The sequence below is a fragment of the Actibacterium atlanticum genome (genome assembly GCF_000671395.1).
Classification (GTDB): domain Bacteria; phylum Pseudomonadota; class Alphaproteobacteria; order Rhodobacterales; family Rhodobacteraceae; genus Actibacterium_D; species Actibacterium_D atlanticum.
Genome location: NZ_AQQY01000006.1, coordinates 199135 through 213265, shown reverse-complemented (window position 1 = coordinate 213265; position 14131 = coordinate 199135). Strand labels below are relative to the sequence as shown.

11 protein-coding genes are annotated in these 14131 nt (G+C 57.0%); 6 read left to right on the top strand and 5 right to left on the bottom strand.

Going from position 1 to position 14131, the window contains the following annotated elements; translation table 11 throughout:
- Positions 1–270: 270 nt before the first annotated feature.
- Genes ATO10_RS10975 through hsdR form a run of 3 tightly spaced genes read left to right on the top strand, consistent with a single transcriptional unit; the run spans position 271 to position 5188 of the window.
- Positions 271–1719 carry a class I SAM-dependent DNA methyltransferase gene (locus ATO10_RS10975; protein ID WP_035251377.1) on the top strand — a complete coding sequence of 483 codons (1449 nt, stop codon included), beginning with the start codon at positions 271–273 and terminating at the stop codon, positions 1717–1719.
- On the top strand, positions 1716–2855 hold the full coding sequence (locus ATO10_RS16000; RefSeq protein ID WP_051598091.1) for a restriction endonuclease subunit S: 1140 nt from the start codon (positions 1716–1718) through the stop codon (positions 2853–2855). The genes ATO10_RS10975 and ATO10_RS16000 overlap by 4 nt, the downstream gene beginning before the upstream one ends.
- Before the next feature lie 17 nt (positions 2856–2872).
- The gene (gene hsdR, locus ATO10_RS10965; RefSeq protein WP_035251375.1) at positions 2873–5188 is read left to right on the top strand and encodes an EcoAI/FtnUII family type I restriction enzme subunit R; all 2316 of its coding nucleotides are present in this window, start codon (positions 2873–2875) and stop codon (positions 5186–5188) included.
- Positions 5189–5210: 22 nt separating this feature from the next.
- Here the strand turns inward: hsdR and ATO10_RS10960 are convergent, their stop codons facing one another.
- Positions 5211–6389, bottom strand: a complete 1179-nt coding sequence (locus ATO10_RS10960) for a tyrosine-type recombinase/integrase (RefSeq protein WP_202898658.1) — start codon at positions 6387–6389, stop codon at positions 5211–5213.
- Positions 6390–6780: 391 nt separating this feature from the next.
- On the opposite strand from ATO10_RS10960, the gene ATO10_RS15995 reads away from it, so the two are divergent.
- From ATO10_RS15995 to ATO10_RS10945, 3 genes are read left to right on the top strand one after another with little or no spacing between them, the layout of a single operon-like run.
- Positions 6781–8142 (top strand): ATP-binding protein, encoded by a 1362-nt coding sequence (locus tag ATO10_RS15995; protein ID WP_081806499.1) that lies wholly within the window; start codon positions 6781–6783, stop codon positions 8140–8142.
- A 27-nt stretch (positions 8143–8169) separates the two neighbouring features.
- Complete coding sequence (locus ATO10_RS10950) at positions 8170–9228, top strand: isopenicillin N synthase family dioxygenase (RefSeq protein WP_238323472.1); 1059 nt, start codon at positions 8170–8172, stop codon at positions 9226–9228.
- Positions 9229–9231: 3 nt separating this feature from the next.
- Complete coding sequence (locus ATO10_RS10945; RefSeq protein ID WP_035251372.1) at positions 9232–9885, top strand: LysE family translocator; 654 nt, start codon at positions 9232–9234, stop codon at positions 9883–9885.
- An 8-nt stretch (positions 9886–9893) separates the two neighbouring features.
- Here the strand turns inward: ATO10_RS10945 and ATO10_RS10940 are convergent, their stop codons facing one another.
- The 4 genes from ATO10_RS10940 to ATO10_RS10925 all read right to left on the bottom strand — a co-directional run bounded on the left by ATO10_RS10940 (position 9894) and on the right by ATO10_RS10925 (position 14113).
- A complete protein-coding gene (locus ATO10_RS10940; RefSeq protein ID WP_035251369.1) occupies positions 9894–10310 on the bottom strand; it encodes a VOC family protein in 417 nt (138 codons plus the stop codon).
- A gap of 70 nt (positions 10311–10380) precedes the next feature.
- Complete coding sequence (locus ATO10_RS10935) at positions 10381–11529, bottom strand: alpha-hydroxy acid oxidase (RefSeq protein WP_035251367.1); 1149 nt, start codon at positions 11527–11529, stop codon at positions 10381–10383.
- A gap of 24 nt (positions 11530–11553) precedes the next feature.
- Positions 11554–11976 (bottom strand): GlcG/HbpS family heme-binding protein, encoded by a 423-nt coding sequence (locus ATO10_RS10930; protein ID WP_035251366.1) that lies wholly within the window; start codon positions 11974–11976, stop codon positions 11554–11556.
- 1 nt (position 11977) lies between these two features.
- Complete coding sequence (locus ATO10_RS10925) at positions 11978–14113, bottom strand: malate synthase G (protein ID WP_035251364.1); 2136 nt, start codon at positions 14111–14113, stop codon at positions 11978–11980.
- Positions 14114–14131 lie beyond the last annotated feature (18 nt).

Below are 14131 nucleotides of genomic sequence, written 5' to 3'. Positions count from 1 at the left end.
CGCCCAGCGCTTTGCCAATTGAAGTCGTCAGGTACTTCCAACCCGCGATTTTCAGACCATGCCTTTAACCGCGCGCTGGGTGATTTGCGAAGAAACCCGCTGAAAGATGCCATATATTGTGTCCACTATTGTTGATTGCGGCAAAATATAGTATTCGCATGTGTTCGGCGCAACCCGTACGCAGGTGTTCATGTTCTCGCTTCGTCTATTGCGATCACACGCGTGTTGATAAACACTGGTCGCAACTAGCACGAGAAGCGTGAGGCGCAATTGTACGAAAACGCATTCAATAAGATCGAACGTGACTTGCGAGCCGAGGAAGGTATCGCCAACGAACTCGATTACGTCGAACAAACCTCATGGGTGCTGTTCCTGAAGTACCTCGCCGACCTTGAAAGTGAGCGGGCAGATGCCGCCGAGCTTGAAGGCAAAGAATACGCCCCAATTATTGATGGCGACTTTCGCTGGCACAAATGGGCTGCGCCCAAGGTAAACGGGGAATTTGACCATAATTCCGCGCGCATTGGCGACGATCTGATCACTTTCGTGGATCGCGAGCTTTTTCCCTACCTCGCCGCCTTCCGGCAATCCGCGACAAGCCCGCAAACCATCGAATACAAAATCGGCGAGGTCTTCACCGAACTGCGCAACAAATTTCGTTCGGGCTATATCCTGCGCGATGTATTGGAACAGGTAGACGGGCTGGCCTTCAACACACAGGCCCAGCGCCACGAGCTATCTGAACTCTATGAAACCCGCATCAAGCGCATGGGGAACGCAGGGCGCAATGGGGGCGAATATTACACGCCGCGCCCGCTTATCCGCGCGATGATTAAGGTCACCGATCCCAAGATCGGCGAGACGATCTATGACGGGGCCTGCGGCTCTGCGGGCTTCCTCTGCGAAGCCTATGGCCATCTGCGCACCAACGACCTGTCCGCATCCGCATACGAGACCCTTCAAACCCGCACGCTCTATGGGCAGGAAAAGAAAGGCCTCGCTTACATCATCGGGATCATGAATATGGTGCTGCACGGTATAGAGGCCCCGAACCTGATCCACTCCAACACGCTCAATGAGAACGTGATGGATATTCAGGAGAAAGACCGCCACGACATCATCCTCGCCAATCCGCCCTTCGGCGGCGGCGAGCGGCGCGAAGTGCAGCAGAACTTCCCGATCCGCACGGGCGAGACGGCCTACCTGTTCCTGCAACACTTCATCCGCAAGCTGAAGGCAGGCGGGCGCGCCGCCGTGGTGATCAAGAACACCTTCCTAAGCAACACCGACAACGCCTCTATCGCGCTGCGCAAGGAATTGCTGGAGGCGGCGGAGCTGCACACGGTCCTCGATTGCCCGCAAGGCACCTTCCAGGGCGCGGGCGTTAAGACCGTGGTGCTGTTCTTCGAGAAGGGCGCACCGACGCGGGACATCTGGTATTACCAGCTCGATCCAGGCCGCAGCCTTGGCAAGACCAACCCGCTGAACGATGACGATCTGGCGGAGTTTGTCGAGCTGCAGCGCACCCGCGATACGGGTGAGAAAAGCTGGATCGTGAACCGCACCGATCTGGACGAGGAGACCTGCGATCTGTCGGTCAAGAACCCCAACGCGCCCGAGGCCGAAGCGCTGCGCAGCCCCGAAGACATCATCGCCGACATGCTTGAACGCGATGCCGAGACGGCGCAAATCCTCGAAGACATTCGGGGGATGCTGTGAAGGATTTGCCGACGACAGGCTGGACCCTTGTAGCCCTGAGTGATGTCGCCACGGTCGTCAACGGCGGCACACCCAAGTCCAAGGTTGCGGAATATTGGGGCGGCGATGTTCAGTGGCTTACCCCTAAAGATATGGGGCAGATGGAGGGCCGAGAGATTTCGGAAACGCCACGCACGATCACGCAAGCAGGTCTAAAAGGTTCTTCGGCGCGTTTGGTTCCCGCTGGTTCGGTGATCCTGTCAACACGGGCACCGATAGGTCACTTGGCAATAAACGCCGCGCCGATGGCGTTCAACCAGGGGTGCCGAGGAATTATACCAAGCGAGAAGCTCGATCCAGTTTATCTATATCATTTCCTAGACATGAGCCGTGACCTGCTGAACGAGTTGGGCTCTGGAACAACCTTTAAGGAACTTTCGGCAACAAATCTCAAGTCGGTCGAAATTCCCATCCCGCCGCTGGAAGAACAACAGCGGATTGTTGCAATTCTGGACGAGGCCCTTGAGGGTCTGGCCCGCGCCCGCGCCCATGCCGAAGCCAACCTGCAAAATGCGCAAGATTTGTTTGAAAGCCTACGGTTTGTGATGCTCTCTGAGCAGACGGAAGGCTGGGAAACACATCCGCTTGCGGATTGTTTCAGGCTGAAGAGTGGCGAGAACCTTACGGCCAAGAAGATGGTTCCAGGACCGTTCCCCGTTTATGGCGGCAACGGAATTGCTGGCACCCACGACGCGTGCAATCTGACTGGTGACAATGTGATAATTGGGCGCGTTGGTGCGCTTTGCGGCAATGCCAGATACATCGACCACGACATATGGCTAACTGATAACGCGTTCAAAGTGGTGAACTATAACTTCGACTTTGATCACAGGTTTCTTGCTTACCTTTTGAACTTCAAGAACCTGAGGAGTCTTGCTCGACAGGCGGCACAACCCGTTATTTCGAACTCTTCTCTTGCCGATCTTGAACTGACCTTTCCCGCTTCCGTCGAACTGCAAGCAGAGCTTGCCAATAAACTATCGGATGCAGAGACTAAGTTGGAAGACATTAAGAAGAAGTACGAGGCCAAAATCCAAGACTTCGGCGACCTTCGCCAATCCCTTTTGCAGAAAGCCTTCGCAGGCGAATTAACATGACCTAACGAGTAGAGAAGATGAGCATTCACGACGAAACCGAAGCCGATACCCGCGCCGAGCGCATTGACCCCGTCCTTGCGGCGGCGGGCTGGGGGCAGAACGGCTCGAAGGTGCGTCGTGAAGTCATCTGTCCTGGGCGCATCCAATCCGGAGGCACGCGCGGCAAGGGTTTGTCTTGTGACTATGTCCTGTTTCACAAGGGCCAGAAGCTCGCCACGCTAGAGGCAAAGCGTGCTGGAAAATCACACCGCGACGGAGTTGGGCAAACAAAGGACTACGCGACACGACTTGGAACTCGCTACGCTTACGCTTCCAACGGTCTGAAATGGTATCAGATCGACATGTCCACCGGGGCTGAAGGTGACATCGACCTACCGTTCCCGACGCCAGAAGAGCTTTGGGATCGCACCTTCGACGATCAGAACGCTTGGCGTGAGCGCTTCGGTGCCGTGGATTTCGAGACAGATGGTGGCAAATGGGAGCTGCGCTACTACCAACACAACGCGGTCAATGCTGCGCTTGAGGCCTTGGCCAAGGGTGATCAACGCATCCTTCTCACACTCGCGACTGGGACGGGCAAAACATCCATCGCCTTCCAGATCGCTTGGAAGCTGTTCCAGGCGAAGTGGAACCTCTCGGGCGAGCCCGTGCGCCGCCCGCGCATCCTGTTCCTCGCCGACCGCAATATCCTCGCCGATCAGGCCTACAACGCCTTTTCCGCCTTTCCGAATGATGCCGTCACGCGGATCGACCCCGCCAACATCCGCAAGAATGAGGGTGTGCCCAAGAACGCCAGCCTGTTCTTCACCATCTTCCAGACCTTCATGACGGGAGACGGGGAACCGGTTTACAAGCAATACCCGGCGGATTTCTTCGACTTTATTGTGATCGACGAATGCCATAGGGGCGGGGCCAAGGACGAGAGCGAATGGCGGCAAATCTTGGAGTATTTTCAACCAGCCGCCCAGCTTGGTTTGACAGCCACGCCTAAGCGAAAACACAACGCTGATACCTATGCCTATTTTGGTGAGCCCGCCTATTCATATGCCCTTCGCGACGGGATCGACGATGGCTTCCTGACGCCGTTCAAGGTCCGCCAGATGGTCAGTACGATTGACGAGTATGTCTATGACGGTTCGGACGAGTTGATTTCAGGAGAGATTGAGGTTGGGGAGACGTTCACCGAAAGCGAGTTCAATATGAGGATCGTGATCGAAGATCGCGAATTGAGCCGTGTAAAAGAGTTTATGGAGCAGATCGATCAGCGCGAGAAAACCATCGTGTTTTGCGCTACGCAGGAACACGCCGGTTTGGTGCGCGATCTGATTAATCAAGTGAAGACAGGCGACCATCCCGACTATTGTCATCGCGTGACCGCCGAGGACGGCGCTGTGGGCGAGCAATGGCTTCGCGACTTCCAAGACAACGATAAAACCATTCCCACGATCCTGACGACGTCTCAGAAGCTTTCAACGGGTGTTGATGCCCGCAACGTGCGTCATATCGTTTTGATGCGCCCGGTTAAGTCCATGATTGAGTTTAAGCAAATCATCGGGCGAGGGACCCGAACTTTCGAAGGCAAGGACTTTTTCACAATCTGGGATTTCGTAAAAGCGCATGAAAACTTCAACGATCCTGAATGGGACGGTGAACCACTGGACCCGGAACCGCCCCGAATTCATGTCGTTCCTACAGAACCCGAAGACGCGCCTTCACCGGGCGACGATGCTGATGGCGATGATGGGCCACCGACGGAAAAGATCGAGATCAAGCTTTCGGATGGAAAAGTTAGACAGATCGCATATCTGGCCAGCACAACTTACTGGGGACCAGATGGCAAACCAATTTCTGCGAATGAATTTATCGAGTTACTCTTCGGCGAACTCTCTGGATTGGTGGCAAGTGAAGATCAGTTGCGTGTGGTTTGGAGTGATCCAGACAACCGCCAGACCTTTCTAGATCAGCTAAGTGATCGCGGTTTTGATGGCTCTCGGTTGGATATCATACGACGGCTCGTGGATGCACCGGACAGCGATCTGTTTGATGTCATAGCCTATATTCTCTTTAGTAACCCGCCCAAGACGCGGTCAGAGAGAGCCGAACTCGTAACTGCTTCTGAAGACAGCCTTCCAGATGGCGAGCTGCGAGAATTTCTTTTGTCTATTCTCAGCGCTTATGAGGCCAATGGTGTTGCAGAGCTTGCAAACTCAAAGTTAGGCGTTTTCTTGAAGGCTCGTTATTCAACGATTGGCGAAGGCAAAGAAAGGCTTGGCGGTCTTCCAGCTATTAAGTCCAGCTTCGCAGCAATGCAGAAAGCCTTGTACTCAGAATAATCGATTGCGGGTCTGGCTTTGCTCAATTGACAAGTGAAACGACGTTGTCGTCGCTGCCAAAACGAATTGCAGCCTTGGCCCAAGCCTCCATGAGCTTGCGGCGCTTGTCGAAAAGGTCAGAACGCGCGTAAGCAGCCTCTGCCTTATCTTTGATGCCGTGCGCCAATGCCGCTTCGATCACTTCTCGCGGGAAGCCCGTTGTCTCGCCCGCCCAGTCTCGGAAGGTCGAGCGAAAGCCGTGAACGGTTATGTCAGTATGGTCCATACGGCGCAGCACAGAAGTCATGCTCATGTTGGAAATGGGCTTGCCAACTTTGGCTTCACTTTCAAAAACCAGCACATCGTCATCACGACGCGGCCCCAGCAATGCAATGGCGGCATTGGTGAGTGGGACTCGGTGTTCTTTCTCGGCCTTCATACGATGCGCAGGGATGGTCCAGACGAGCGCGTCTAGGTCAATCTCGGCCCATGTCGCGAGGCGCGTTTCACCTGAACGGGCTGCGGTCAGGATCGTAAAGGCGAGCGCCCGTGCGGCAACACCTTCACGCCCACTCAGAGCATCCATGAACTCTGCAATACTCGCATGAGGTAAGGCTGGGTGGTGTTTGACCGCGCGCACCTTGTTAGGCTTGGGCAAAAGATTATCCAAATGTCCACGCCACCGGGCTGGATTGTCACCAGTCCGAATGCCAAGCGCACCTGCATAGTCGATCACAGCTTCAATGCGCTGACGGACACGGTTTGCCGTTTCTGGCTTCTCTGACCAAATCGGAGCAAGGCACGCCATCACATCGGCTGTCTGCACCTTTGCGACCTGCAAACGCCCGATCTTGGGGTATGCATAGGCTTCAAGCGTCGAAGACCATTGCGCGGCGTGCTTGGCGTTCTTCCAACCGGGCCGCTTGCTTTCAATCAACTCCAATGCCGCGTCTTTGAATGTTTTGGGTTTTGCTTGATGCTTTTTGGCTATTGGGTCTTCACCTTCGGCGATCAAGCGACGCGCTTCGGTAGCACGCTCCCGCGCCATGGCCAGAGTTATGTCAGGATATGATCCAAGTCCAAGGTCACGCCTCCGCCCCTGCATCTGATAGCGCAGCACCCACGATCTTGCGCCAGAGGGTTTTACGTAGAGAGACAAGCCCCGCCCGTCACCGTGCCGTCCGGGGCCTGCCGTTTTCACCTTTTGGGCACTCAGCGCCATACCGTTCCCACATTTGTTCCCACACTTTGTGTTGATTTAAGGCGAATGCGGGCGAACTTCAATGGGAGAGCGCGAAAATAAGCAACTGTAATCATTGGTATAAAGTGGATTGTGGCGAATGGTGGCGAACCCCTAAAAACCGGGAGTATACGGACACCTCCTCCGCCAGCCCCCCCTTTGGATGCCTTCACAATCTTTTCATCCATCATCGTTGCGCGGTGCATGCTTCTGAATTCGGTCAAACAGGCCTGATTTTGCGGCGTGATGCCTTTTGAGTGACCAGTTTGGGCTGGCGCTAAAAACAACCAAAAAGCGATATATTGCCAAAACACTACACTTTAGGGCAATTTCGTTTAAAGTGATCAGGTAAGCGCGTTTGGGGAAGTTATCTATGTTGCAGTCAGTGCCATCCACTCTTAGCCACCGAAACTGGGCCAGCGAGGCGCAGATGCTACGTACGCTGAACACCTTCGCGGTCGATCTGATGTCGATTCCCAGCGAAGAAGATTTGTTCTGGTATGTGGCGCAGAACGTGGTGGGCAAGCTTGGGTTTCAGGATTGCGTGATCTATCGCGCCAATGAAGCCCAAACGGAACTGACGCAGGCCGCCGCCTGGGGCGAGAAAAACCCTTATGCCCGCAACATCATCAATCCGCTGATCATTCCCTTTGGGCGGGGCATTACCGGGCAGGTGGCCCAAAGCCGCAAACCGATCATCGTTGACGATCTGCTGGGGGATGCAAATTACATCGCGGACACGCAGCCTGCGCGCTCAGAGATTTGCGTGCCGTTGACCTGTTCGGGGCGGGTGGCCGGTGTAATTGACAGCGAACATCCTGATATAGGGGCCTTTGGCGACGCTGAGCTTGAAATCCTGAGCACCGTCGCAGCGATGATGTGCGCCAAACTGGAACTGTTGGCCGAGACCCGGCGTTCGCAGGAGCGTTACGAAGAACTGGTGACCGCGCATTCGCAGCTGACGGTTGAAACCAAAAGCCGCAAGGCGCTGGAAGCCAAGCTTTTTGAATCGCGCAAGATGGAAGTGATCGGGCGGCTTACCGGCAGTTTCGCGCATGAGTTCAACAATCTGCTGACGGTAATTTCAGGCAATGTCGAACTGATGGAGCTGGAAGAGCAGAATGTCGGTGCTGATGACATGCTACAGGGCGTCAAGCTGGCGTCAAAGCGCGGAGCCCAGTTGATTCAGGATCTACTGGCTTTTGCTCAAAGAACCCGTCTTACTCCCAAGGATCTCGCGCTGAATGATCATGTGCTGGCCTTTAGTACCAGTTTTGAACAGTCGCTGTCGCGGCCGATCAGTCTGGATTTGGCCGAGGAGCTTTGGCCGGTGTCGGTTGACCCCATGGCGCTTGAGAACGTTTTGCTTGCTTTGGTGATGAACAGCATCGAAGCGATGCCGGATGGCGGAAGCCCAAAGATTTTAACCGAGAACATCTTTCACACCCTGTCCGAAAGCCACCGGTATCCCTCTGAATTGATCCCGGGGCGCTATGTCCGGCTGAGCGTCTGTGATCAGGGCGGTGGCATCGCAGATGCCCATCTGGCGCAGATTTTTGATCCGTTTTTCACAACGAAACCCGTGGGGCAGGGCACCGGGATGGGGCTGTCGATGGTGCTGGGCGTTATGCGTCAATCCGGCGGCACCATTGTGGCGCACAGCGAACAGGGGGAAGGGGCGACCTTTGAGCTCTATTTCCCGGCGGCCCCGGGCGCGGGCTTCCAGCGCCCTTAAGACACAGAGCCAAGGGAGTAGACGCTTGTGGGGGCTTTGATAACCGAACCACCCAAAGAAGGCCGGGTCGAAAGCCTGCCTTTGATTGATGTCAGTGGACTACGATCCAATGACAGTCTTCGGCTAAGAGAAGTCGCTGATGAGATCGGCATGGCCGCGCGTGAGATCGGCTTTTTCAGGATCATCGGCCATGGAATCGACCTTGATCTGGTTGAGCGTACCTATCAATACGCCCAGTATTTCTTTGCGCAGCCCGATGCGTTCAAGCGGCGCTATTATATTGGCCTCAGTACCAATCATCGCGGCTATGTGCCCTTCACCGAAAAAGGCGACTACCCCGACGAGGTCAGCCGCAGCTATGAAGCCTTTGATCTTGGGCTGGACCTGCCGGATGACGATCCGGACTATCTGGCGGGCAACCGGCTGCTGGGGCCAAATGTCTGGCCTGACGTGGCGGGGTTTAAACAGGTCGTGTCGAGCTATTACAATCAGATTTCGGTGCTTGGCCGGCTGATCAGCACCGCGTTGGAAACACATTTGGGGCTGCCCCCGGGGACAATGACCCAACACATGTCCAAGCCGATCTCGCAGCTGCGATTGCTGCATTATGTGCGGGATCAAGAGATCGAAGACACTTCGGTCAACATGGGGGCGCATACGGATTACGAGTGCCTGACCTTGCTGCACACCCGCAATGCGGGGCTGCAGGTCATGACGGCGCAGGACCGCTGGATTGACGTGCCGGTGGATCACAGCGCCTATGTGGTGAACATTGGCGATATGCTGGAAGCCTGGACAAACGGGCAGCTGCGTTCGACGCCGCACCGGGTTCTAAATCTCAGCCCAGAGCGCTTTTCGATGCCCTATTTCGTCGCCGCCAATCACGATACGATGATCCAGCCATTTCCGCAGTTGCTGGGGCAGGAACCCGCAGGTTACAAACCCTTCAGGGCAGGCGCGCATTTAGAGCGTATGCTGGTGCGGGATTTCCCATATTTGCGCGATCCGCGCCGCGGTGAGCTGAGCAAAAACCACCCCGGAATCGAAAACCCTTTTGAACAAAGAATGAACCAGAGTTCCAAGTAAACAATGCCAAATTTTGACGCGATTATTGCTGTGGCACTGGCGGGCTTTGCGCTGAGTGCTACGCCTGGCCCTTCCATGCTTTATGTCCTTTCCAGAACCGTTGGCCAAAGCCGGGCTGCGGGGCTGGCGTCGGCCTTGGGGCTTTGTCTGGGAGGCGTCGCCATTGCGATCGCCACGGCGCTTGGGCTGGCGTCGGTGTTTGAGCAATCTGGCTGGATGGTGACGGCGCTGCGCTATCTTGGGTCGGCCTATCTGGTTTGGCTTGGGCTGGATATGATCCGCGGCGCCAAAGCAGAGGCCCAGATGACGCTTGACGTTAAAACGGTGCGCCGCAGATCGTTTCCATCCATCATCTGGCAAGGGGTGGTTGTTGAGGTTCTGAACCCGAAAACTATCCTGTTCTTTGCGTTGTTCCTGCCCCCCTTTATCGAGACCGGCGGCACGCCTGATGCCGGGGCGGATGTCACCCTGCAACTGTTGATACTTGGCATGCTGGTTCCACTGACCGCCATCCCTTCGGATCTGGTCGTGGCGTTCATGGGGGGGACCATGACCAAGATCGTCAACCGGGAAAGGGTCATGCGTGAACGGATGGCCTGGGCCGGGGGCTTAATCCTGATTGCCATTGCGCTGAACCTGCATCTGCAAATTCTCTAGCGCGCAGGTCAGGTGATCTGCTGGTGCACTTCGATCACGTTGCCCTCGGGGTCGTGAAAGAACACTTGGTGCCATTCAGCCGCAAAAGTGGTGCCATAGTCAGAATAGGGAATGCCCTTGGCGTCCAGCAGGGCCAGAAAAGCCTGAATATCGTCAGTGCGAAAGGCGATATGGCCACGGTCAACGGGGTTGATCACATGACCATTTTTGAACGCGACTTCCAGATCGCGTTGGGCCAGATGCATTTGCATCTGCCCTTCGGTCGCAAAGCGGATTTTGCCGTCATAGCCGGTTTGTCCGGTCGCTTGGGTGCGGGGGAAGTTGTCTTGCGGGATGTCATCCATGCCCAGCACGTTTGTATAAAAGTCGTGCATTTTATCAACGTCTTGCGAGACGTAGTTGATATGATGGAATTCCAGTTTCATCCCCGGTTCCTTCCCAAAACAAACGCGGCCCCCGGATGCTACCAAGGGCCGCGCAGGGATGATAGAGGGCTTAGCGCCAGCGCAGGTTGTCGCGGCTGAGCTGGTCAAGGCTGGTGATGCCCATCAGTTTCATGTCGCGTTCGATTTCGATTTTCATGTTGTCCAGAACCCTGTCGACCCCGGCCTGACCCGCCGCAGCCAGCGCATAAAGGTAAAGCCGCCCGCCCGAACAGGCTTTGGCCCCCACAGACAGCGCCTTCAGAACATGGGTGCCGCGCTGAATACCGCCTTCACAGATCACATCGATCTTGTCGCCCACGGCGTCGCAAATCTCGGCCAGCTGGTCAAACGGCGCGCGCGAGCCATCCAGCTGCCGCCCGCCGTGGTTGGACACCATGATCCCGGTGCAGCCGATATCAACAGCGCGTTTGGCGTCTTCGACGCTCATGATGCCTTTCAGGGCAAACTGGCCGTTCCACTGGGCACAGAGCTTTTCAGCGTCATCCCAGTTCATCGACTGATCCAGCATGGTGGAAAAGTAATCCCCCACCGACACCGCCAGATTGGTGCCCGCTGACACATGTCCCGACAGGTGCGGCATGTCGAACTTTTCCTTGGTCAGAAAGTTCCACGCCCACATCGGATGGGTGGCAAAGCTGAGCAGCGAGCTGGGCGTCAGCTTGGGCGGCGAGGTAAATCCGGTGCGCTTATCGCGTTCACGGTTACCGCCGGTGATCGTATCCACCGTCAGCGCCATCACATTGAACTTGGCCGCACGGGCGCGTTCCAGCAGCGCATCATTCAGCCCGCGATCCTTGTGAAAATAGAATTGGAACATCTTAGGGCCCGACGCCAGCTTGGCGATCTCTTCAACCGTCACGGTGGCCAGCGAGGACACACCAAACATGGTGCCATGTTTGGTGGCGGCCTTGGCCACGGCGCGCTCGCCTTCGTGATGGAACAGCCGTTGCAGCGCCGTGGGGGCGCAATAGATCGGCATGTCCAGTTTCTGCCCCATGACCTCGACGCTCATGTCCACGTCTTCCACCCCGTTCAGAACGTTGGGCACCAGATCGACGTCATCGAAACTGGTCGTGTTGCGGCGATAGGTGATCTCGTCATCCGCGGCGCCGTCGATATAGTGAAAGATCGGCGCGGGCAGGCGGCGTTTGGCCAGCGCGCGAAAATCCTGAAAGTTATGACAATTCTTCAGTGACATGTGCGTCCTCCCTTGGTGCGCAGCTTAGAGCGTGGCCATAAAATGGTCGATGGCCGCGAATGCGACATCTTGATCCTGCGCCGGGGTGCCCGAGCTGATCCCAATGCCCCCCACAACCGCACCGTCCACCACCACTGGCACGCCGCCGCCCACCACCATCAGCCGCCCGCCGATGGCCGACGATATGCCATAAGCCGGTTTGCCCGGCTGGCTGGCCTCGCCATATTCATGGGTCGCTTTTTTGGCGCCGGCGGCGGTATAGGCCTTGTCCATCGCGATGATCGAGCTGGTGACCTTGCCACCGTCCATGCGCTCAAAGGCGATCAGGTTGCCGCCTTCATCGGTGATGGCAATGCACATGGGCACGCCAATTTGGTCGGCACGCTGGCGGGCCCCTTTGATCAGGATGCGCGCGTCTCTGATATCCAGTCGGGTTATGGTTTGCATCTCAGGCCCCGTACATCTGTTTGGCTTGGCGGCGATAGGCATGCAGCAGCGGCTCGGTATAGCCCGAAGGCTGCGACGTGCCCTGCAGGATCAATTCACGCGCGGCCTGAAACGCGGGTCCGGTAAAGCCGGGCGCCATCGGGCGATAGGCCGGATCACCGCCGTTTTGCGCATCCACCCGCACGGCCATACGTTCAAGGCTGTCCACCACCTGTTCTTCGGTGACGATGCCGTGCAACAACCAGTTGGCCAGAATTTGCGAGCTGATCCGCAGCGTCGCCCGATCCTCCATCAGTCCCACATCGTTCAGGTCGGGCACTTTAGAGCAGCCCACGCCCTGATCCACCCAACGCACCACGTAGCCCAGAATGGACTGACAGTTGTTGTCCAGCCCGTGCGAGACTTCTTCGGGGGTCAGGTTGCGGCCGGTCATGATCGGGGGCGTCAACAGCGCATCACGCGAGGCAAAGGCGCGGTCTTTCAGCGCCTCCATCCGGTCGAACACGTTGATCGCGTGGTAGTGGGTCGCGTGCAGCGTTGCGGCGGTGGGCGAGGGCACCCAGGCGGTGTTTGCCCCAGACATCGGATGGCCGATCTTGGCCTCTAGCATCTCGGCCATGTCATCGGGCTTGGCCCACATGCCCTTGCCGATCTGACCCTTGCCGTTCAGCCCCGTGGCCAGCCCTGCGTCGACATTGCCGTCCTCATAGGCATTCAGCCAAGATGCTGATTTCATTTCCTCTTTCGGGATTACCGGCCCAAGCTGCATGGCAGTGTGGATCTCGTCTCCGGTGCGATCCAGAAAGCCGGTGTTGATAAACACAAGCCGGCCTTTGACGGCGCGGATACATTCGACCAAATTGGCCGAGGTGCGCCGCTCTTCGTCCATCACGCCCAGTTTCACCGCGTTGCGGGGCAGGCCCAGAATGTCTTCGACACGGGCATAGGTGGTATCGGCGAAGGCCACTTCTTCGGGGCCGTGCATCTTGGGTTTCACTACATAAACCGACCCGGTCTTGGAATTGGTCGTATCGTGCAAAGCGGCCGCAACGGTGAACAGCGCGTCCATCATGCCTTCGGGCGTTTCCTGCCCGTCCAGCAGCACGGCATCGGTCGTCATCAGGTGGCCCACATTGCGCACCAGGGCCAGACTGCGCCCTTTTAGTGTGATCCGGCTGCCGTCTGGCGCCTGATAGTCGCGGTCAGGGGCCAGCGTGCGCTGGACAGTCTTGCCGCCCTTTTCAAAGCTTTCCGTTAGCGACCCATCCATCAGGCCCAACCAGTTTCCATAGGCCAGCACCTTATCTGCGGCATCAACGGCGGCGACGGAATCCTCGCAGTCATGAATCGCGGTCAGGGCGCTTTCAAGGATCACATCGGCAAGCCCGGCAGGGTGGGACTTGCCCACAGGGTGGGCCGGGTCGATCAGCAGCTCGATATGCAGCCCATTGTGGCGCAGCAAATAGCGGGCGGTCTCAAAATGCTCGACATCGCCGATGAAAACCGATGGGTCTTTGAACCCGCTGGACTTGCCGCCCAGATCGGCAATCAGTTCAGCGCCGTGTCGGCGATAGGCGGTGACATCGCTGTGCGACCCATCAGCCAAAGGCACGGCTTTATCAAGGAAATCCGCCGCCCAGGCGACGGCTTGCGCCCCGCGTTGCGGGTCATAGCCGGGCCCCGAGGGCGTACCGGGCAGCGCGTCCGTGCCATAGAGCGCGTCATAAAGCGAGCGCCAGCGCGCGTTCGCGGCGTTTAGCGCATAGCGCGCATTCATCACCGGCACCACCAGCTGCGGGCCGGCGACCTGTGCGATCTCGGGGTCGATGTTTTGCGTTTCTACCTTGAAGGGCGCACCTTCCGGCGCAAGGTAGCCAATTTTTTGCAGGAATGCGGTGTGTTCAGCCACATCGAACCGCAGGCCCTTGCGGGCGCGGGACCATTCGTCAATCTGGGCCTGAAGCGCTTCGCGTTTGGCCAGCAATTGCACGTTTACTGGCGCCAGTTCACGCAGCATCGCTGCATATCCAGCCCAGAAATCTTCGGGCGTAACATCGGTGCCCGGCAACAGACGGGTTTCGGCAAAATCTGCCAGCTCAGCGGCCACCTGCAGGCCAGCGCGATCGACATAGGTCATGGGCATCTCCTTGTTGGA